The organism is Streptomyces sp. CA-249302, assembly GCF_050936785.1.
Lineage (GTDB): Bacteria > Actinomycetota > Actinomycetes > Streptomycetales > Streptomycetaceae > Streptomyces.
The window spans coordinates 8,424,960-8,445,875 of sequence record NZ_JBNJMG010000001.1; the positions used below are offsets into that span (position 1 = coordinate 8,424,960).

At 72.5% G+C, this 20,916-nt stretch carries 13 protein-coding genes; 5 read left to right on the plus strand and 8 right to left on the minus strand.

What is annotated here, in order from left to right; translation table 11 throughout:
* Positions 1-46: 46 nt before the first annotated feature.
* The 3 genes from ACQEWB_RS38120 to ACQEWB_RS38130 all read right to left on the minus strand — a co-directional run bounded on the left by ACQEWB_RS38120 (position 47) and on the right by ACQEWB_RS38130 (position 6,839).
* A complete protein-coding gene (locus ACQEWB_RS38120; protein WP_432839366.1) occupies positions 47-3,121 on the minus strand; it encodes a beta-N-acetylglucosaminidase domain-containing protein in 3,075 nt (1,024 codons plus the stop codon).
* Between the two features lie 113 nt (positions 3,122-3,234).
* The gene (locus ACQEWB_RS38125) at positions 3,235-4,302 is read right to left on the minus strand and encodes a LacI family DNA-binding transcriptional regulator (protein WP_432839368.1); all 1,068 of its coding nucleotides are present in this window, start codon (positions 4,300-4,302) and stop codon (positions 3,235-3,237) included.
* Between the two features lie 182 nt (positions 4,303-4,484).
* Positions 4,485-6,839 carry a beta-galactosidase gene (locus tag ACQEWB_RS38130; protein WP_432839370.1) on the minus strand — a complete coding sequence of 785 codons (2,355 nt, stop codon included), beginning with the start codon at positions 6,837-6,839 and terminating at the stop codon, positions 4,485-4,487.
* Between the two features lie 242 nt (positions 6,840-7,081).
* Between ACQEWB_RS38130 and ACQEWB_RS38135 the strand changes: the two genes are divergently transcribed.
* Positions 7,082-10,150, plus strand: a complete 3,069-nt coding sequence (locus ACQEWB_RS38135) for a SpoIIE family protein phosphatase (RefSeq protein ID WP_432839372.1) — start codon at positions 7,082-7,084, stop codon at positions 10,148-10,150.
* Positions 10,151-10,215: 65 nt separating this feature from the next.
* Here ACQEWB_RS38135 and ACQEWB_RS38140 read toward each other — a convergent pair whose 3' ends face one another.
* Positions 10,216-11,649, minus strand: coding sequence for a sensor histidine kinase (locus tag ACQEWB_RS38140; RefSeq protein ID WP_432839374.1), 1,434 nt, complete (start codon positions 11,647-11,649; stop codon positions 10,216-10,218).
* Complete coding sequence (locus tag ACQEWB_RS38145; RefSeq protein WP_432839376.1) at positions 11,646-12,335, minus strand: response regulator transcription factor; 690 nt, start codon at positions 12,333-12,335, stop codon at positions 11,646-11,648. Before ACQEWB_RS38145 ends, ACQEWB_RS38140 begins: the two co-directional genes overlap by 4 nt.
* A 151-nt stretch (positions 12,336-12,486) precedes the next feature.
* On the opposite strand from ACQEWB_RS38145, the gene ACQEWB_RS38150 reads away from it, so the two are divergent.
* From ACQEWB_RS38150 to ACQEWB_RS38165, 4 genes are read left to right on the plus strand one after another with little or no spacing between them, the layout of a single operon-like run.
* On the plus strand, positions 12,487-13,827 hold the full coding sequence (locus ACQEWB_RS38150; protein ID WP_432839378.1) for a ferredoxin reductase family protein: 1,341 nt from the start codon (positions 12,487-12,489) through the stop codon (positions 13,825-13,827).
* Between the two features lie 19 nt (positions 13,828-13,846).
* Positions 13,847-14,575: an FMN-binding protein gene (locus ACQEWB_RS38155; RefSeq protein WP_432839380.1), complete on the plus strand. Its 729-nt coding sequence runs from the start codon at positions 13,847-13,849 to the stop codon at positions 14,573-14,575.
* A 4-nt stretch (positions 14,576-14,579) separates the two neighbouring features.
* Positions 14,580-15,320: an FAD:protein FMN transferase gene (locus ACQEWB_RS38160; RefSeq protein WP_432839382.1), complete on the plus strand. Its 741-nt coding sequence runs from the start codon at positions 14,580-14,582 to the stop codon at positions 15,318-15,320.
* A 13-nt stretch (positions 15,321-15,333) separates the two neighbouring features.
* Positions 15,334-18,411: an ATP-binding protein gene (locus ACQEWB_RS38165; protein ID WP_432839384.1), complete on the plus strand. Its 3,078-nt coding sequence runs from the start codon at positions 15,334-15,336 to the stop codon at positions 18,409-18,411.
* A gap of 17 nt (positions 18,412-18,428) precedes the next feature.
* Here ACQEWB_RS38165 and ACQEWB_RS38170 read toward each other — a convergent pair whose 3' ends face one another.
* From ACQEWB_RS38170 to ACQEWB_RS38180, 3 genes are read right to left on the minus strand one after another with little or no spacing between them, the layout of a single operon-like run.
* Positions 18,429-19,067, minus strand: coding sequence for a hypothetical protein (locus ACQEWB_RS38170; protein ID WP_432839386.1), 639 nt, complete (start codon positions 19,065-19,067; stop codon positions 18,429-18,431).
* Positions 19,068-19,095: 28 nt separating this feature from the next.
* Complete coding sequence (locus tag ACQEWB_RS38175; protein WP_432839388.1) at positions 19,096-19,899, minus strand: ABC transporter permease; 804 nt, start codon at positions 19,897-19,899, stop codon at positions 19,096-19,098.
* The gene (locus ACQEWB_RS38180; RefSeq protein WP_432839390.1) at positions 19,896-20,858 is read right to left on the minus strand and encodes an ATP-binding cassette domain-containing protein; all 963 of its coding nucleotides are present in this window, start codon (positions 20,856-20,858) and stop codon (positions 19,896-19,898) included. Before ACQEWB_RS38180 ends, ACQEWB_RS38175 begins: the two co-directional genes overlap by 4 nt.
* Positions 20,859-20,916 lie beyond the last annotated feature (58 nt).

Sequence of the window (20,916 nt, forward strand, 5' to 3'; positions counted from 1 at the left end):
TTGGCTTTCGGTCGGTGGGGGCTGGTCGCGCAGTTCCCCGCGCCCCTCAGGGGGTTAGGGTCGCCGCCAGTGGATAGGCGCCCGTTGGGAAGGGTGTGCCTGTCGCCCCGCTCGCCACATCGATGGGTACAAGTTCATTTTCGTCTGCCGTCGTTACGTAGGCCGTTGTGCCGTTCCAGTTCAGGGCTATGTCGAAAGCCGAGCGGCCGACGGTGATCGGGTTGCCCGGGGCTCCCGTTACGGTGTCGACCGGGGTCACCGTGTTGCCGTTGCTCGGGCTTGTCCACAGGGTGCGGCCGTCGGGGGAGAGTGCCAGGCCGTATGCCTGGCCGGTGACCAGGTAGGTCGGCTCCGTGGCGTTCGTCGTGGTGTTGATCGGGGTGATCGTGGAGCCGCCGGAGTTGGAGACGTAGACCGTCTTGCCGTCGGGGGACGCGACCACGTTGAAGGGGTTCGGGCCGACCGGGATCGCCTTGCCCGCGGTGGCCGTTGACAGGTCTACGGGGGAGACCGTGTTGTCGTGGATGTTGGCCACGTAGAGGGTCTTGCCGTCCGGTGTGATCGCCATGTTCTCCGGGCCCGAGCCGACCGCCACCGGTGTTCCGGCCCGCAACGTGCCCGTGTCCACCGGCTGGACCGTGCCGTCCGTGTAGTTGGCGACCCAGAGGGTGCGGCCGTCCGGCGTGAGGGCCAGACCGGCCGGGACCTGGCCCACGGGGACCGTGGCGGTGACCTTGTCGGTGGTCACGTCGATGACGCTGACCGTGTTGGAGCCCTGGTTGGCGGCGTAGGCCGTGCGGCCGTCCGGGTCGGCGACCACCTCGCCGGGGTTGGCGCCCACGGCGATGTCCGTGCTCCTGCCCGACGTCAGGTCGATCGAACTGACCGACGCACCACTGAAGTTGGCGGTCAGGGCATGCGGGGTGTCGGTGCCGTCGGCGATCCGGACCGGGATCGCTCGGGTGAGGATGCCGGTGCCGGAGAGGACCAGGGAGTGGGGGGCGGTGGTGTCGTCCCCGGCGGTGACCGTGATGGTCGCGGAGGCTTTGCCGCCGGCGGGGACCGTGACCGTGCCCTCTGCCGGGGTGGCGGTGATGCCTTCGGGGGCGTCCAGCTTCCAGCTCACCGTGCGGGCCGTGGTGGAGCGTTCGTCGGAGAGGTCGAGGGTGAGCTGGTCGGTCGCGCCCGGCTTGAGGGTCAGGGAGGCCGGGGTGAAGGAGGCGTCGACGCCCGGGTCGGGGGCCGTGTCGAGGAGGGTCCGGTAGAGGAACTGGTCCATCACGCCGGGTGAGACCTGTTGCGGGATGGCGTCCAATTCCTTGCGCTCCGACTGGAGTTGGGCCCAGTACGTCGTGACCGCGTCGGCGTCGCCCTTCTTGTTCGCCAGCAACAGGTCCACGGCGGTCCGACCGGCGGTGCCGTAGCGGCCGAGCTTGTCGAGCCAGGCCGAAGTCTCCGTCAGGAAGCCCGGGTTGGAGAGGCGGGCGCGCAACTGCTCCGGTGTCGCCGCCATGTCGGTGAAGTACGCGGACAGCGCGGCGGAGGCGCGATCGAGGCCGCTGCCGTCGTCGTACGCCTTCCGGAAGTCCGCGATGAGCTTCGTGAGCGTGGGGGACTCGGTCGGGTCGAGCTGGGAGGAGTAGTTGTTCTCGGCGAAGACGCGGAGCCACTTGGCCGCCGCGGGGCCCGCCAGATCGCGGACGGAGGCGAGGAAGGCGGTGCGGGGGTCGTAGGCGGCCGGGTTCCAGAGGTACGCGGCCGAGGTGAACAGGGCGATACGGCTGGCCTCGCCCTGGACCATCGGGTTGGCTGTCACACCGGTCGCGGCGGACGCGACTCCGGGCTCGCGGCCGGTGTAGGGCCCGAGCAGGAGGCGGCTGGTGACGTAGTCGTTCACCGGGTAGTTGTCCCAGACCAGGATCGGGTGGCCGTACACCGCGCGGGCCTGCTTCACCTGCTCGGTGGTGATGGTCGGCGCGATCACACCGACGCCGGTCCACTCCACGACCACCGACGGGTCCAACTGCTCGCGCAGGGCCTTCTTGTACGGGGAGTCGGCGAGGTCGGAGTACTCGGTGGGCACCATCTCCAGGGGCTGGAGGCCGGTGTGATCGGCCGAGAGGTCCTGCCACACCTGGTTGAGCAGATACGCCTGAGCGGCGCCGGCCGCGCCCCCGCCCGTGCCGAACCTCGCCTTGTCCTCCTCGCAGTTCCACTTGGTGTAGCTGATGTCGTCCAGCGGGATCGCGAACGACCGCACGCCGATGTCGTACAGCGAGGCGAACTTGCGGGTGAGGGCCGCGATGTCGGACGCGGAGGAGTAGCAGACGGAGAGGCCGGGGGAGAGGGCGTAGGTGAAGCGGACGTGGTTGGCGTCGGCCCGGTCGACCAGCTCCGTCAACTGCGCCAGCTGGGCGGCCGGGTACTCGTCGCGCCACTGGGCGCGGAGGTAGGGGTCGTCCTTCGGGGAGTAGACGTAGACGTTCTGCTTCGTACGGCCGTAGAAGTCCAGCTGGGAGAGGCGTTCGGCGTGGGTCCACGGGGTGCCGTAGAAGCCCTCGACGACTCCGCGCAGGGCGGCGGTGGGCCAGTCGCGCACGGTGACCTGCGGCAACCGGCCTTGTCGCGTGACCAGTTGGCGCAGGGTCTGGGCCGCGTAGAAGGTGCCGGTGGTGTCGATGCCGGACAGGGCGAGGAGTCGGTGGCCCGACGCCAGGACATAGCCGCCGGAGGGGAGGCCTGCCGGAGATTTGGCGTGCAGGGATTTCAACACACCGGCGGTGGCCGGATTTTCCGTGGGGCCGCCGACGTAGACCGTGAGGTCGGCCTTCGGGGGGCGCTCGCCGGCGTCCACGCGGGTGATGCGGGTGGCTCCGGCGGAGCGGAGGACGGACTCGACGAGGTGGCGGGCGGAGGGATCGGTCTTCGGGCCGACGACCTCAACCACCCTTTCGGGAATGGCCAGTTGGCCGGGTCTCGTGTCGATGTGCCGGGGAGTCGGCCACACCTGGGGCTCGGTGGCCGTGGCGGCCGTCGCCGAGGTCATGGTGGGGACGGTGAGGCCGGCGGTCAGCAGCAGGGCGGCGACCGTGAGCCGCCATGGACGTCTGGCTGGGGACATGGATTCTCCTGAGCCGAGAGTGCCGCGGGTGAATGTATCCACCGGTTGATGCTAGAGATGCTGAATGCATCATTCAATGGCGCGTACGGCTCCGGGCGGCCGGACTCGGGGACTCAGTTCTTCGGCGCCGGCCCGCTGCTGCGGCGCACCACCAGCTCCACCGGCACGAGCGGCTCGACCGGTGTCGGCTCGTCGTGGCCCTCCACGAGGTTGAGCAGGAGCCGTAGCGAGCGCGCGCCGATCTCGGCGAAGTCGGTGCGCACGGTGGTCAGCGGCGGCAGCAGATGCGCCGCCTCGGGGATGTCGTCGTAGCCGACGACGCTGACCTCGCCCGGCACCGAGCGGCCGGCCTCGTGGAAGGCGTGCAGCACGCCGAGGGCCATCTGGTCGTTGGAGGCGAACACCGCGGTGACGTCCGGGCGGCGGGCCAGGTCCCGGCCGAGTCCGTACCCGGAACCGGCGCTCCAGTCACCGAAGAGAGGGTCCGGAACCCCGGCACCGGCCCCCGCAAGGGTCTCCCGCCAGCTCGCCAGCCGCTGGTCGGCGGAGGTCCAGCCGGCCGGCCCGGCGATGTGGTGCACGGTGCGGTGCCCGAGGTCCAGCAGATGCCCGGTGGCCAGGCGGGCGCCGGTGCGCGAGTCGGCGGTGACGACGGACGGCCCACCCTCGACGTCGTTCTCCAGCACCACCAGCGGTGCGTCGAGCCGCGCGTCCGCGAGCGCCCGGCCCACCCAGCGCTGCGGGGCGATCGCGATCACCCCGTCGGCCCCCTCGGCCGACAGCCGCTCCACCGCCCGTACCACCGTGTCCTGCTCGGCCGTGTCCAGCGCGATGGAACTGACCAGGTAACCGGCGTCCTGGGCAGCGGTGTTGATCGCGGTCAGCACGGAGGCGGGCCCGTACCGGGCGGCATCGAAGGAGATGACCCCGAGCATCCGAGTCCGCCCACTGGCCAGCGAACGCGCACTACGACTGGGCCGATACCCGAGCGAGGCCATGGCCACGGTGACCGCTTCGCGGGTTTCGGGTCGTACGGAGGGGTGATCGTTGAGCACCCTGGAGACGGTCTGCTTGGAGACTCCGGCCAGCCGCGCCACGTCGTCCATGACGGGCCGGGCCCCCGCGAAATTCCGACGGCGGCGCGCTCTGGGGGCGGGGTCGTCGGCGGGAGTGGCGGTCATGGTGGAGCGGCTTCCTGGGTGGGTCGTGGCGGGGCCCACAGCATATGCCGAGGCCCAGCTGCCGAGTCTCAAGGGACGGGGCATTCTGAGCAACGGCCGAACAACGCGCCCCAAAGGGGCGCGGGGAACTGCGCGACCAGCCACAACGCACCCGCAGCCCCCCACGGCCTACCGCCGCACCCTCATCGGACCGCCCAACTCCCCGCAACGATCAACTCGACATCCACCACAGCCGCCACCCCCGCCGCCTCCCGAAACCCCTCCGGCAGATACACCGCCGCATCCCCCGCAAGCGGCACCACCCGCAGCAACAGCGAAGCCCCCCGCACCCCACCAAGCCCGATGTCCCACACCCGCCCCGAGTAGAACTGATCCGCAACCAGCACATCCCCCACGTACGCCCGAGCCACGTCCCCGGTCCAGCGCACCCGCAACACCGCCCCGTCCGGCAACCCCTCCGGCACCTCCACCCGGTACTCCGCAGCCACCGTGTCGAAGACCTTGTCGCCCGGCGCACTGGCTCGCCCGAGCACCCCGGTCACAGCCACCGGCGCCGCCCCGGCAGCCCGAGTGAGCTCCACCCGCGCCTTCGGAACCGTGCCGATCCCGTCGGCCTCGACCGTGTAGCGCTGGAAGACGCCGTCCGCCCGCTCCGCCACAGCCCCCGCCAACTCCCGCTCCGGGGCGGGCCATACGGCGAACGACGGTCGCTCGGCGCGGCTGTGCACACGTACCTCGTCGTGGTCGAAGACCACACCGTCCGCGCACAGCACCAGCCGCTCGGCACCCCACGCCTCGCCCCGGTACAGCGTGCGTGCCGTCGCCGCGTCCAGCACCAGCAGCCCGACCCGCCCGCCGTCCGCGGTCCCGACCTCGACGAGCGCGTCGGTACCGGGCCGCAGCCCGGTGACCAGGACCCGGCCGTCGGCGCGACCGACCTCCCCGGTGGGCGCCGTGACCGACGTCAACGTCCGCTCATCCAGGGCCAGTTCGGGATCGATACCGTCGGCGGCCGCCAGCACCAGCACGGTCCGCCCGTCCACGTCCACCGTGCAGACGGGCTGAGCCGTGGCCCACTCCAGCCGCAGCCCCGCGACATCGAGCCGCAGCGGCCAGCAGAAGTAGGCACCGGCCGGCACGGTGACAGGAGAACTCGGCAGGCTCAACACCCCACCCGCACCCGGCAGTTCGATGGTGAACGACGTCGCCGGATGGTCCGGCAGAGGCTCGTGCGGCTGGTGGTTGTTGACGAACAGGAAGCCCGAGGTGCCGTCGGAGCGCACGGCCCAGCGCAGGGTCTCCCGGTCGCCCTGCCCGTCCGGCTGCCGCTCGGGCAGGACGGACTCCATCGGCGCGACGACATGGCCGTACTCCGCCAACAGCAGGTGCTGCAACCGGAGTTCGTGGTACGAGGGCCGGTACTGACCATGTTCGCCGAGCGGGGCCTGGAAGTCGTACGTCAGGACAGGCAGGTCGTTGGGACAGCCCGTGGCGTGCGACTCCTGGAGCGTGGTCAGCCCGCCCCGCGGATTCGTGCCGCCGTGGAACATGTAGAACCCCTGCCACACCGACCCGCAGCCGATCTTCGTCAGCCCGAGCGCCCCGATGTCGGCGGCCTCCACCCGCGGCCGCCGATGGTAGGAGACCGCCATCCCGCCGCCCAACTCGCAGGTGGCCCAAGGGAATCGGTCCGCGAAGGCGTCCGGCTCGCCGCCCCGCACGGTGGTCGGCCGCAGATCCACGCCGATGCCCTCGTCGTCCCGCTGGTGGGTGAAGAAGAAGTGCTTGCGGCAGGTGTCGGGCCAGCCGCCGTCCGCCTCGGTCCAGAACGTCTCGGTGTAGCCGCCGTAGAGCGGAAGCAGTTCGTCGGGCGGGAGTCGGACCCCGCCCCACGCGGTCGACGTCCACAAGGGCGCGCTCAACCCGGCCTCCTGCGCCATCCGCTTCAGGGTGAGGAGATGGCCGGGCTGGTCGTAGAGCTCGTTCTCGATCTGGATCGCGACGATCGGGCCGCCGTGGGCGCGGTCGAGGCCGGTGAGCTGTTCGGCGATCGCCGCGAACCAGGTGCGTACGGGCGCGAGGTAGGCGGGGTCGTCGGTGCGGGGCGTGCAGTCGCGGGCCAGCAGCCAGTCGGGGAAGCCGCCGTTGCGTACCTCCGCGTGGGCCCAGGGGCCGATGCGGGGGATGAAGTCCAGGCCGTGGCGGGCGCAGAGTTCGGCGAAGCGGCGCAGGTCGAGGTCGCCGTCGAAGCGGATACGGCCCTCGGTCTCCTCGTGGTGGATCCAGATGACGTAGCTCGCGACCGCCGTCACTCCGGCCGCCTTCATCTTCAGCAGTTCCTCCGCCCATCGGGCGGCCGGGAAGCGGGAGTAGTGGAACTCGCCCGAGACCGGGAACCAGGGGCGGCCGCCGCGGGTGAGCCAGCGGCTGGTCACCCCGATCGGGTCGGGGACGCCGGGGGCGTCGGCGAAGGGGAGGTGGCCGGTGAGCGGTGGCGCGGAGGGGGCGGGGACGCGCAGGTGGTGCGGTCGGGTCATCGGGGCTTCTCCGGGCGGCCGAGGGATCTATGTTACCGGTAACATAGATCCCCGCCGGGATCTTTGGGAAGGGTGCGGAAGGAGGCGGAGGGCGTGCGTCGAACGGGGTCGAGCAGGTCGGAGCCCCACAGGTGTTCGATGTTGTGGTGTGGGTCACGGCGGGTCTAGGGTGAAAACGCTTGGAGCCGCGCCGGGGACAGTCGAGTGGCGGCGTGCGACCGGGCCGGCTCCAGGTGAGGGAAGTGATCGTGTTGTCCGTCGCCTGGGACGACATCGGCGGGCTCGTCGATGCCCATGAGCGTTTTCTGGCCGGTGCGCGGGTCGAGGCGGATGTCCGTGGCTCGGTACTGGAGTCCTGGAAGCGGTGCCGCACGGCCGGGCTCCAGCCGAATCAGCTGCTGGTCCCCTATGCCCCGGACCTGACGCTCGAGGACGGCTTCCTGACCGCCGCCGATCCGGTGCTGCGGGAGCTGGCCGCCTCGCTGGCCGAGGTGGGCATGGCGATCGCGCTGTGCGACGCGCGGGGGCGGATGATCCGGCGGCTCGGTGCGGACCTGCGGCTCCTCGACCGGCTCGACGCGGTGAGCTTCGCGCCGGGGTTCGACGCGTCCGAGGCCGTCGTCGGCACCAACGGGGTCGGCACCGCGCTCGCCGAACGCGGGCCCGTGTACGTCGTCGGGCGGGAGCACTTCGCCGACTGTCTGTCGCCGTTCGCCTGTGCGGGCGCGCCGGTGCGGAATCCGCTCAGCGGCCGCATCGAGGCCGTGCTCGACCTGACCTGTCTGCGCGACGACGGCGACCCCGCGATGGTGCGGCTGGTCCGCGAGGCCGCGCACCGGATCGAGGCGCGGATCCTGGAACAGGCCACGGAACGGGAGCGGGCGCTGCTCGCCGCGTACCGGCGGGCCGGACAGGAGCCGGCCGGGCGGCGGCAGCCCGACGGGCGTGAGGGCGGCGAACTCGGGCGCATCGACCTGGCGGTGCTGCGGGAGCGGGCGGAGGAGCTGATCGCCTCCCCGACCCGCACCCTCGACGAGGTCGCTCTGCCGGGTGGCCGGGTGGCGACCCTGTTGCGCCGTCAGGTGATGGGCGCGGCAGGGGAGTCGGGGGTCGCGGTCGAGGCACGGATCCTGGGCGGACCGAGGGTACGGGGTCTCGGAAGGCCGGGGACGGCGCCGGTGGTCGGGGAAGAAGCGGCGGCCGGGGCGGGCCTGTCGGGCGGCCCTGCATCGGCGCCGGTCTCCGTGACACCGCCCGGACCCGCACCGGCGGCGGTCGCCGCGGCTCCCTCCGGTTCCGCCTCCTCCGCGGTTGCCCCGGCTCCGTCGGGTTCCGCACCGGCGGCGGTTGTCCCAGGTCCCTCGGGCCTCGCCCCCGCCGGCGTCCCGTCGGCTCCCTCCGGACCCGCCCCCGCTGCCGTCGCCGCGGCTCCCGTCGGTCCTGGTTCCGCTGCCGTCGACACCCCGCCCCCCGCTCCCGCGTCCGCCGCCCACCCCGCAACCCCCTTCGTCGTACGGGCCGTCGTCCCGCCCCCGCCGCACGCCCCCCAACCCCCCGAAACCGTCGGCGATGTCCTCGGTGGGGACGAGAGTCGGCTGTTGCTCGTCGGTGAGCCCGGGGTCGGGCGGCTGGCCGTGCTGGCGCGGCGGCGGCTGGAGTTGTTGCACGATGCCGGGGTGCGGATCGGGACCACGCTCGATGTGACGCGTACCGCCGAGGAGTTGACCGAGGTGAGCGTCGCCCGGTTCGCGGACTTCGTCGCCGTGGACCTGCCCGACGCGGTGCTGCGCGGAGAGGAGCCGGGGCCGCTCGGGCCGGAAACCCCGTTGCGCCGGGTCGCGTTGGGCGCCGTACACGAGGATTCGCATCTGTGGGGTGTCGGTGACTCCGTGCAGTACGTGGCGACCACGCCCCAGGCGCGCGGTCTGGAGGCGCGGCGGTCCGTGCTGGAGCCGGTGCTGGCCGAGGCCGGTGGGTGGCGGGCGCAGGATCCGGCGCGGCTGGAACGGACCCTCGACGCCGGTGTCCACTCCCTGATCACCGTGCCGCTGCGGGCCCGCGGCACCACGCTCGGCGTCGTCAGCTTCTACCGTTCCGAGAAGCCCGCCCCCTTCGAGGAGGACGACCTCTCCCTCGCCCAGGAGCTGGTGGGCCGCGCCGCGATCTGCATCGACAACGCCCGCCGCTACACCCGCGAACACAACACCGCCCTCGCCCTGCAACGCAGCCTGCTGCCCAAGGGACGTGCGGAGCAGAACGCGGTCGAGGCCGCCTACCGCTATCTGCCGGCGCAGGCCGGGGTGGGCGGCGACTGGTTCGACGTGATCCCGCTGTCCGGCGCCCGGGTCGCACTGGTCGTCGGGGACGTGGTCGGACACGGGTTGCACGCCGCCGCCACCATGGGCCGGCTGCGCACCGCCGTGCACAACTTCTGCTCCCTCGACCTGCCCCCGGACGACCTCCTCACCCACCTCGACGACCTGGTCGGCCGCCTCGACCGGGGCGAGGGCTGGGCGGTGGACAGCAACCAGGCCGACTCCGGCATCGTCGGCGCGACCTGCCTGTACGCCGTCTACGATCCGGTGTCCCGGCGCTGCACCCTCACCCGCGCCGGGCACCCGCTGCCCGCGGTCGTCGCGCCCGACGGCACCGTCGAGTTCGTCGACCTGCCCTCCGGACCGCCGCTCGGCCTCGGCGGGATGCCCTTCGAGACGGTCGAGCTGGAGCTGGCCGAGGGCAGCCAACTGGTGCTCTACACCGACGGGTTGGTGGAGGACCGGGTACGGGACATCGACGACGGACTCGACCGGCTGCGGACCGTCCTCGCCGTCTCCGGCCGGGCCCCGGAGGACACCTGCGAGGCGGTCCTCGACGCGCTGCTGCCCGCCCGCCCGGCCGACGACGTGGCGCTGCTCGTCGCCCGCACCCATGTCCTCGGCCCGGACCAGGTCGCCCAGTGGGACCTGCCCAGCGACCCGGCGGTCGTCTCCCGCGCCCGCACCATGGTCACCGCACAGCTCGCCGCCTGGGGCCTGGACGACCTGGCCTTCACCACCGAACTGGTCGCCAGCGAACTCGTCACCAACGCCATCCGCCACGCCACCGGCCCCGTCCAGCTCCGCCTGCTCCGCGACCGCGCCCTGATCTGCGAGGTCTCCGACGGCTCCGCCACCTCCCCGCGCCTGCGCCGCGCCCGCAACGAGGACGAGGGCGGCCGGGGCCTGTTCCTGGTCGCCCAGCTGACGGAGCGGTGGGGGACGCGGTACACGCCTGAGGGCAAGGTGATCTGGACGGAGCAGCCGCTGCCGTGAGCCGGGGCGAGGCCCAGTGATATGTGACATAGCACTGAACTCGTGACCGGGGCTCCACGCACGCCCTACAGCGGCAGCGTCACCGTGAACACCGTCGCCCCCGGCTCGCTGCTCAGCTCGATCGTCCCCCCGTGCGCGCCGATCAGCGAACTCGCCACCGCCAGCCCCAGCCCGCTGCCACCCCGGTCCCGGCTCCGGGCCTTGTCCACGCGGTAGAAGCGGTCGAAGACGCGTTCGCGGTCGGCGGGCGGGATGCCGGGGCCGGCGTCCTCGACGCGCACCACGGCCGAGGTGCCCTCCTGGGTGACCGTCAGCGACACCGGCGTACCGGCCGGCGTGTGCACGGCCGCGTTGGTCAGCAGGTTGTCCAGGACCTGGCGGACGCGGTGCGGGTCGACGCGCAGCTTCAGCGCGGCCGGGCCGGGTGTGACCGTCAGCGGGCGGTCCGGGTGGCTCGCGCGGAAGGCGGCGGCCGCCTCCCCGGCCAGCTCCACCAGGTCCGCGTCCTGGAGGCGCAGCGGCGCGTCCACCTCCGCCGCGTCCAGGCGGGCGAGCAGCAGCAGGTCGTCCAGGAGTACGCCCATGCGCGCGGCCTCGGCACGCAGCCGGGCCAGGTGCTTGTCCCGTTCCTCGGGGGCGTTGGCGGCGGCGTACTGGAAGAGGTCCGCGTAGCCCCGTACCGACATCAGAGGGGTACGGAGCTCGTGCGAGGCGTCCGCGACGAAGCGGCGCAGGCGCTGCTCGGCCTCCGCGCGGACCGCGAGGGAGCTGTCGATGTGCTCCAGCATGGTGTTGAAGGCCGTGCGCAGCTCCTCGACCTCGGGCCCGCCGCCCCGCTCGTCGGCGCGCAGCGGGAGCCGGGCCGCGGACTCGGTCAGGTCGTGCGAGGCGATGCCGTGCGCGGTGTGGGTCATGTCGCTCAGCGGGTTCAGGCCCCGGCGCAGCATTCGCCGGCCGAACACCACCAGCGCGAGCAGGGCCAGCCCGAAGGCGACGACCTGGACCGTGATCAGCCGTCGTACCGTGTCGTCGATGTCGTCCGTCGGAGCGCCGCTGACCAGCACCACCCCGGGCTCGACCTCGCAGGCCCGCAGCCGGTACTCGCCCTCGCCGGTGATGTGCGCGGTGCGCAGCATCTCGTTCTCCGTGGCCGCCTGCGCCCTGGCCAGGGAGGTCAGCGGGGCGATGTCCGTGGGCAGGTCGCCGCTGTCCTCGGGCTTGCGCAGCACGGCCGTACCGCCCGAGACGTCGTACACGGCGTAGTACCAGCGGTAGTACTTCTTGCCCTGGAGCGTGCCGTTCTCCGCGATGGACTTGGACTGGGCGACCTGGGCGAGGCCCAGCTGGTCGTCGAGCTGCGCCGACAGGTAGTCCCGCATGTACGTCGTCAGGGCCGTGCCGACCACGGCGAACACCACCAGGGCCAGCGCGCCCAGGCCGAGCGCCAGCCGGGTGCCCAGCCGCATTCCGCGGTACGCCCGCCGCAGCCGCCCGATCACTCCGCCGCCTGCCGGATGACGTAACCGAAGCCCCGTACCGTCTGGATCAGCGGTTCGCCCGTGTCGTCCAGCTTGCGGCGCAGCCGGCTGACGACCAGCTCCACGACGTTCGAGCGGCCCCCGAAGCCGTACTCCCACACATGGTCGAGGATCTGCGCCTTGGTCATCACGGTCGGCGACTTGCGCATCAGGAAGCGCAGCACCTCGTACTCGGTGGGGGTGAGGGTGAACAGCCGGTCGCCGCGGCGGACCTCGCGGGTGTCCTCGTCCATCGTCAGGTCCGCGACCCGCAGGACCGACCGCTGGAAGCCCGGACCCGCGCTGCGCCGCAGCACGGTCCGCAGCCGGGCCATCAGCTCCTCCACCGCGAACGGCTTGACCAGGTAGTCGTCGCCGCCCCGGGTCAGCCCGGCCACCCGGTCGGCCACCCCGTCCCGCGCGGTCAGGAACACCACAGGCACCATCGTGCCCGAGCGCCGCAGCCGGTCCAGGACGCCGAAGCCGTCCACGTCCGGGAGCATCAGGTCGAGCACCACGATGTCCGGGTGGAACTCGCCGGCCAGCCTCAGCGCCTCCTCACCGGAGTTCGCGGTGACCGCGTCCCAGCCCTCGTAACGGGCGACGGTCGCGACGAGATCGGCAATCGGCGGGTCGTCGTCCACGACGAGGAGGCGTACTTTTTCCACCCGCCCATAGTGCTTCACGTCGCCGCCACGACCAGGTGGCCGGGCTCACAGCAAGCACATCGATAATGAGTTGTAAGTAGTCCGACAGGTTCTCGACAGCTCCCACCGGCGAAGCTCGGTTACCCGGACCCGATCAAGGAGCTGCCGTCCCGTGACGACCGTCCAATCACCCCCTGCGCCCCCCACGGCGATACGCCCCAGGGTGGTGGCCCGCACGGGCCTGTACGCCGTGCTCGCCGCGAACGCGGCCGTGGTCGCCTACTTCTTCGCCCAGCCGGGCTTCGCCGCCTCGAACGCGCTGATCGTCATCGGCCGCCTCCTCGGCCTCTACGGCGCCCTCGTCATGGCCTTCCAGCTGGTCCTGGTGGCCCGGCTGCCGTGGCTCGACCGCCGCATCGGCATGGACCGGCTGACCTCCTGGCACCGCTGGACCGGCTTCGCCCTGCTGTGGACGCTGCTCGGGCACGCCGTCTTCATCACCTTCGGATACGCCGACGGGGCCGGGGTCGGCCCGGTCAGCGAGCTCGTCGACCTCGCCGAGACCACCGAGGGCGTCCTGCGCGCGATCGTCGCGTTCGGCATCATCCTCGTGGTCGGCGCCGTCTCGGCCCGCTACGCCCGCCGCCGCCTCGCCTACGAGACCTGGCACTTCATCCACCTGTACACGTACGTGGCGGTCGTCCTCGCCTTCACGCACCAGGTCGCGGTCGGTACGACGTTCACCTCCTCGTCCGCCGCCAAGACGTACTGGTACGGCGTGTGGGCCGTCGCCCTCGGCGCGGTCGTCCTCGGCCGCCTGGTCCTTCCCCTCTGGCGCAACACCCGCCACCAGTTCCGCGTCTCCGCGGTCGTCCCCGAGTCCGACAACGTCGTCTCGATCCACATCACCGGCAAGGACCTCGACAAGCTGCCCGCGCAGGCCGGCCAGTTCTTCCTGTGGCGCTTCCTGACCGCCGACCGCTGGTGGCAGGCCAACCCCTTCTCCCTCTCCGCCGCCCCCGACGGCCGCAGCCTGCGCCTCACCGCCAAGGCGGCCGGCGAGGGCAGCGCCGCCCTGCGGCACGTGAAGGTCGGCACGCGCGTCTTCGCCGAGGGCCCCTACGGCGCCTTCACCACCCTGCACCGCACCAAGCCCGAGTCCCTGCTCATCGCGGGAGGCGTCGGCGTCACCCCGATCCGCGCCCTCCTGGAGGACATCGAGGGCCACGCGGTCGTCATCTACCGGGTCGCCGGCGAACGCGACGCCGTCCTCTACGACGAGCTGCGCGACCTCGCCGTCGCCAAGGGCGCCGAGCTGCACCTGGTCACCGGCCCGCCGGTCCCCGACAAGCTGGCCCCGCGCGAACTCATCCGGCTGGTGCCGGACATCGCCGACCGCGACGTCTTCCTGTGCGGGCCGCCGCCGATGATGAACGCCGTGCTGCGCACCCTGGCCGACCTGGGCGTGCCCAAGCAGCAGACCCACTTCGAACGCTTCAGCCTGGCCGGCTGAGGAAGACGGGAAAGACATCGTGAAGCGAGCCATACCCGTCGTCGTCCTGAGCATCGCGGGCCTGGTCCCCGTCTGGCGCTACGAGCCGTCCATCGGCGGTACGACGTCCACCACCGAGTCGGCCTCCACGCCCTCCGCGTCCGCCTCCGCGGGCTCGGGCTCCTCCTCCGGCACGGTCGTCAAGGGGACGCTCCTGCAGACGGAGAAGGGCCCCGTCCAGGTGCAGGTCACCTTCGACGGCGACAAGATCACCGCGGTGAAGATGCTCCAGCAGCCGAACCACCCGCAGACGACGGCCGCCGTGCCGGTGCTGATCTCTGAGACGCTGAAGGCACAGAGCGCGGACATCGACACGGTGTCCGGCGCGACCATCACCAGCGACGCCTACAAGAAGTCCCTCCAGGCGGCCATCGACTCGAACGCCGAGTCCGCCTCCACCGCCTCTCCTTCCGCCTCCGCCTCCGCCTCCGCCTCCGCTTCGGCCGCGGCCTCGAAGACGGTCTCGGGCTCGACGGTGAACACCGACAAGGGCCCGGTGCAGGTGTCGGTGACCTTCGAGGGCGACAAGATCACCGCGGTGAAGATGCTCCAGCAGCCGAACCACCCGCAGACGACGGCCGCCGTGCCGGTGCTGATCTCTGAGACGCTGAAGGCACAGAGCGCCGACGTCGCCACGGTGTCCGGGGCGACCATCACCAGCGACGGCTACAAGGAGTCCCTCCAGGCCGCGATCGACGCGAAGGGCTGATCGTATGCATCGCGTCGAACATGTCATGGGCTTCCCGGTATCGCTCCGCGTCGACGACGAGGACGTGCCCGAGTCGGCGGCGGACGCGGTCTTCGACTGGCTGCGCGAGGTCGACGCCCGCTTCAGCCCCTTCAAGGAAGACAGCGAGGTGTCCCGCCACGGGCGGGGCGAGCTGGCGGCCCACGAACTCAGCGAGGACCTCACCGAGGTCCTCGCCCTGTGCGAGCACTACCGGCTCGCAACGGGCGGCGCGTTCGACGCACGGCTGCCGGGACGCGGGCTCGACCCGTGCGCGGTGGTGAAGGGCTGGTCGGTACAGCGCGCGGCGGAGCTCCTGAAGGCGGCCGGGGCTAGGCGGTTCGTGCTGAACGCCGGGGGCGACGTGGTCGCCTCCGGCGGGCCCTGGCGAGTGGGGGTACGACACCCCGAACACGCCGACAAGCTGTGCACGGTGCTTGAGCTGACGGACGGGGCTGTCGCGACGTCCGCCCGCTACGAGCGCGGCGACCACATCATCGACGGGCGTACGGGGTTGCCGGCGACGGGACTGCTGAGCCTGACGGTGGTGGCCGCCTCCCTGACCGAGGCGGACTCGGTGGCCACGGCGGCCTTCGCGATGGGGGCGGAGGGCGTTCAGTGGGCCGCTTCGCTGCCGGGCTGCGAGGTGTTCGCGGTGGACGGCGAGGGGCGGGTGCTGCGGACGGAAGGGTTTCCGGTGGCGGGGGAGTCCTCGACGGCCGCCTGACTACCCTGACCCGGTGACCATCGAGCTGACGCTGCTGTCCTCCGTCGCCTACCGGGGGCAGGAGATCACCGCGCCCCGGCTGCGGGGGCTGCTCGCGCTGCTGGCCGGGGAGTTGCGGGGCGGGTGCGGTGTGGCCCGGCTGGTCGACGGGCTGTGGCCGGACGAGCGGCCCGAGAATCCCGGCAAGGCGCTGCAGATCCTCGTGTCGCGGGCCCGTAAGCAGCTCGGAGGCGAGGTCATTCTCAGCACCCCCGCCGGGTATCGCCTCGCGCTGCGCGAGGACCAGGTCGACGTCTCCGCCGCCCTGCTGTTCGCCGCCGCGGCCGCGGAGAAGGCACGGGCGGGGGACCACTCGGGCGCCCTCGCCGAGGCGGCGGAGGGGCTCGCCCTCTGGGACGGTGCCGCAGCCCCCGAGGAACCCGAACTCGGTGATCCCGTGGGCGAGTTGCGCGCCGAACGCGCCGTCACCCGGCACGCCCTGGCCCGCTCCCGCGCGCTCGCCCTGGCCCGCACCGGCCGCCGCGACCAAGCCGTCGGCCCGCTGGGCGACTTGGCCGCCGACCGGCCTCATGACGAGGAACTCCTCCTGGAGTTGATGCGCTGTCAGACGGCCACCGTCGCCCTCACCACGTACGAAACCCATCGTCGCCGACTGCGCGACGAACTCGGCACCGATCCCGCGCCCGCACTTCAGGAACTGCACCAGGAACTCCTGCGCGGCGAGGCCCCCGTCGTCCGACGCGGCGTCCCGCACGAGCCCAACCCCCTGCTGGGCCGGGACGCCCACGTCGCCGCCGTGCACCGGCTGCTGCACAGCGCCCGTGTCACCTCGGTCGTCGGCCCCGGCGGCCTCGGCAAGACCCGCCTCGCGAGCGCCGTCGCCCGGGACGCCGAGCAGCGGGTCGTGCACCTGGTACCGCTGGCCGGCGTCCGCGCCGACGCCGACGTCGCCGCCGAGGTCGCCTCCGCACTGGATGCCTCCGGCCCCGAGCCGGTCGCCGGCATCCTCGGCGTCCTCGGCTCCGGGCCCGCGCTGCTCGTCCTGGACAACTGCGAGCACGTGGTGCGCGGCGTCGCCGACCTGGTCCGGGCCCTTGTGTCGGGGACCCGGGACCTGCGGATCCTCACCACCAGCCGGGCGCCGCTCGGGCTGTCCTCCGAGACCGTCTACCCACTGCCCGAGCTGGACCCGGTCACCACCGTCGAGTTGTTCGAGCAGCGCGCCCGCGCCGCCCGCCCGGATACCGACCTGCCCGCCGCCACGGTGGCCGCCCTGTGCCGTCGCCTCGACGGGCTGCCCCTGGCCGTCGAACTCGCCGCGGCCCGGGTGCGGGTGATGTCCGTCGCGGAGCTCGCCCGGCGTCTGGAGGACCGGTTCGCACTGCTGCGGGGCGGCCCCAGGGACGCCCCGCAGCGGCATCGCACCCTGCACGCCGTCGTCGACTGGAGCTGGAACCTGCTGGACGGACCGACGCGGTCCGCCCTGGCCGCACTGTCCGTCTTCCCCGCCGGGTTCACCGCGGAGGCGGCCGGCCGACTCGTCGACGACGCCTGGGAGATCCTGGAAGAGCTCGTCGACCAGTCCCTGCTCAAGGTCGCCGATACCGCCTACGGCTCGCGATTCCGCATGCTGGAGACGATCCGTGAGTTCGCTGCCGTGCACCGCGAGGCGGCCGTCACGGCGCGATTCCTGGACTGGGCAAGGGAGTTCGGAGTCGCCCACCACGACGCGCCCTTCGGCGCCGACCCCCTCGCGTCCTGGCAGCTGATCCGCGCCGAGCAGGACAACCTCGTCCAGGCGCTGCGGCTCGCGCTCGCCCGGGACGACCTCGACACCGTCGCCGCGGTCACCGCCGTACTCGGCGCCCTGTGGACCACCGAGACCAACTACCCGCGCATGATCGCGCTCACCGAGGACACCGCCCGGCCCCTCTCCCACTACCGGCCCGGACCCGAGTACGTCGAACCCACCCGCACCGCGGTCACGCTGCTGACCGCGAGCCTGTTCCTGGGCGTCGGACCAGGCGCCGTACGCCCCTTGGCCGCCCTGCGCCGGCTGCCGCCCGCGGAGCCGGACACGCTGGTCCGGGCCCTGGCCGCGGTGCTGGGCGCCCTGCCGGAGGTACTCGCGGACCACGGCGCGCTGGCCCGCCTGTGCGAGAGCGGGAAGCCGCTGCTCGCGGGCATAGCCAACTGCGTCGCCACCTATGTGTGGGAGGGCGAGGACCAGCCGGACCTCGCGCTCGCCGCCGCCCGCCGCATGGCCGAGGCGCTCGCCGACGCGGACATCCCGGTGCTGCGGATCTGGCCGGCCTCCCGCCTCGCCGAACTCTGCCTGCAGACCGAGCGGGGCGGCGAGGCCCTGCCGCACATGCTGCGCGCGCTGGACGCCCTGGAGAGCCTCGGCGAGTGGAACGACACGATCGGTATGCGCTGGGGTCTGATGCTCGCCCATCTGCAGACCGGCGAACTCGACGCGGCCGAGCACTGGTTGGAGGAGGCCCTGCGCCACCAGCCGGAGGCCACCGCCCCCGACGCCTTCACCCCCGACCTGGGCGCCCGCGCCGAGATGGCCCTCGCACGAGGCGACGTCGAGACGGGGCTGGGCCTGTGGCGCCGGGCGCTGGAACGCCTGGCGAACAGACCCGCGCCCATGGGCGACCAACTCCTCATGGACGGCTGGGTGTTGGAACTCCAGTCGGTCGCCCTGACCGCACACGCCCGGCACGGCCGTACGGACCTGGTGGCGCCGCTGGCCACCGCGCTGCCCGCCCGGCTCACCGCCCTGCTGACCCGGCCCACGGCGGCCCCGCACCACGCCACCGTCGACTTCCCGGTCTGCGGCGCGCTGCTGCTCGCCCTCGGCACGGTCGCCCTGGCCGACGGCGACGGCGCTCGCGGCGCCCGGCTGACCGCCCTCGCCGAACGCTTCCGCGCCCTGCGCAACTTCCAGCCGACGATGTCCTCGGCCCACGCCCGCGCAGCGGCCGAGAACGCCGACAAGGCGGCCTACGAGGACGCGATGTCCACGTACGCCGCCCTGGACCGGGAGGGGCTGCGGGCCGCGGCCCGCACCGAGGTCACAGCCTGACCGGCAGGCTCAGCAGGTCACTGGAGGGTGGCGCCCATGCGCACGAGGGTGCCGTACCGGAGGAGCTCGGGGACCGCGCGGGCGAGGAAGAGGGCCGGCGGGGTGATGCCGGTGTCGATCAGCAGGAAGAAGACGGTGACGATCTCGTCGTCGCCCGTACCGCCGTCCGCGAGCAGCGCCGACACCAGGTCGCCGGCCGGCTCGCCGCGGCGCCGGGCGACCAGGTCCAACGCGAACTCCACGATCCCGCCCCGCCCTTCGAGGACCCGACTGCCGTCGCCGTACGCGAACTCGCCCAGGAGATCGGCCTGTTCGTGCCCGGCGAGGGGGTTACGGCGGCGGGTGTGCTCGGCGCCGTCGAAGAGGGCCAGGTGTCCGGAGAGGTACCGGGCGTACTCGGGCGGCAGGCCGCCGAGGTGCTGGGCGAGCAACTCGGCCTGAGGGTCCGGCATTTCCGAGTCGGGGACCGACGAGCGGTCGCGGACCAGGCGGGGTTCGGTGAGCGCCGCCTTCACGTCCTCGTGGCGGGTGGCCGACCGGACGGGGGCGTCGAGGCCCGGCAGGACGGCGTGGGCGAGGCCGGGGCGGGAGCGGAGGTCGGCGCAGGAGCCGGCGGGGTGCTCGACGAGTTCGGGGGCGAGGTGCCCGGCGGTCATGGCAACTGCCCTTCTGCGGATGGGGTGTTCAGTGGGTGTCGCGGTCGAAGAGGCGGAGCGACCAGACGAAGCCGAGGACCACGATCGCCGCGCTCCAGGCCACCGCCATCCAGCCGTAGTGACCGATGGCCGTGCCGGTCAGCAGGCCGCGCACGGTCTCGATGACCGCGGTGAAGGGCTGGTACTCGGCGAACCAGCGGATCCAGGACGGCATCGAGTCGACCGGCACGAAGGTGCTGCTGACGAAGGGGAGCAGGAAGGAGATCGGCAGCGGGGCGTTGCTCGCGCCCTCGGGGGTCTTGCTGATCAGGCCCAGGGCGACCGCGAGCCAGGTCAGCCCGAGGACGAAGAGGAGGAGCAGTCCGCAGGCCGCCAGCCACTCCAGGGGGTTGGCGTCGGGCCGGAAGCCGATGGCCAGGGCGACCGCGGTCACCAGGACCAGGTTGACGACCGTCTGGATGACGCTGCCGACCACATGGCCGACCAGGATCGACGCCCGGGAGATCGCCATCGTGCGGAACCGGGCGACGATGCCCTCGGTCATGTCCGTGCACACGGCGACCGCCGTCGGGATGGAACCGGCGCCCGCGGTCATCAGCAGGATGCCGGGGACGAGGTAGGAGAGGTACGCGGTGCGGTCGCCGCCCTGGCCGATTCCGGCGCCGAGCGCGGAGCCGAAGACGTACACGAAGAGGAGCAGCAGGAAGACGGGGATCATCGCGACCTGGAGGGTCATGGAGGGGTAGCGGCGGGCGTGGAGGAGGTTGCGGCGGAGCATGGTGCGGGAGTCGCGCAGGTGGAGGCTCCGGACGGTGGTCGGGTTCGTGGTCATCGGGTCTGCACCTTTTCCTGCTCGGGGCGGCCGGTGACCGCGAAGAAGACGTCGTCGAGATCGGGGGTGTGGACGGTGAGGGAGTCGACGGCCACGGACGCGTTGTCCAGGGCGTCCAGCAGGGCGCGCAGGGTGTGGACGCTGCCGTCGCCCGGGACCTGGAGGGTGAGCGCCTCGTCGTCCCGCTGTCCCACGCCCAACACGGCGGCGGCGCGGGTGAGTTCGGCCGGGTCGAGGAAGCGGAGCCGGACATGGCCGCCGGGGACGAGCCGCTTGAGCTCGTCCGGGGTGCCCTCGGCTACGATCCGGCCGCCGTTCAACACCGCGATGCGGTCGGCGAGTTGGTCGGCCTCCTCCAGGTACTGGGTGGTGAGGAAGACCGTGACGCCGTCGGCGACGAGCTCGCGGACGATCTGCCACACGGCGTGCCGGGAGCGCGGGTCGAGACCGGTCGTCGGCTCGTCGAGGAAGATCACCTCGGGGGAGCCGATCAGCGTCATCGCGATGTCGAGGCGCCGCCGCATACCGCCGGAGTAGGCGGCGGCCGGCTTCTTCGCCGCGTCCACGAGGTCGAAGCGTTCGAGGAGTCCGGCGATGACACGGCGGCCCTCGGGGCGGTCCAGGTGGTGCAGGTCCGCCATCAGCGCCATGTTCTCCTCGCCGGTGATCAGGTTGTCGACGGCGGAGAACTGGCCGGTGACGCCGATCGCGGCCCGCACGGACTGCGGGTCGGCCGCGAGGTCGTGCCCGGTGACGCGGGCGGTGCCGGCGTCGGCGCGGATCAGGGTGGAGAGGATCTGGACGGTGGTGGTCTTGCCGGCGCCGTTCGGGCCGAGGAGCGAGAAGACCGTGCCTCGGGGGACGTGCAGGTCGATGCCGTCGAGGACGACCTTGTCGCCGTATGCCTTGCGGAGTCCGGTGGCTTCGATCGCCGGTGTCTTCGGGTGCGTCGGGTTCATGCCGCAGAGCGTGCCGGGGGCCGGATTCAGGGCGGCTTCACGGCGGTTTCAGCGGGGC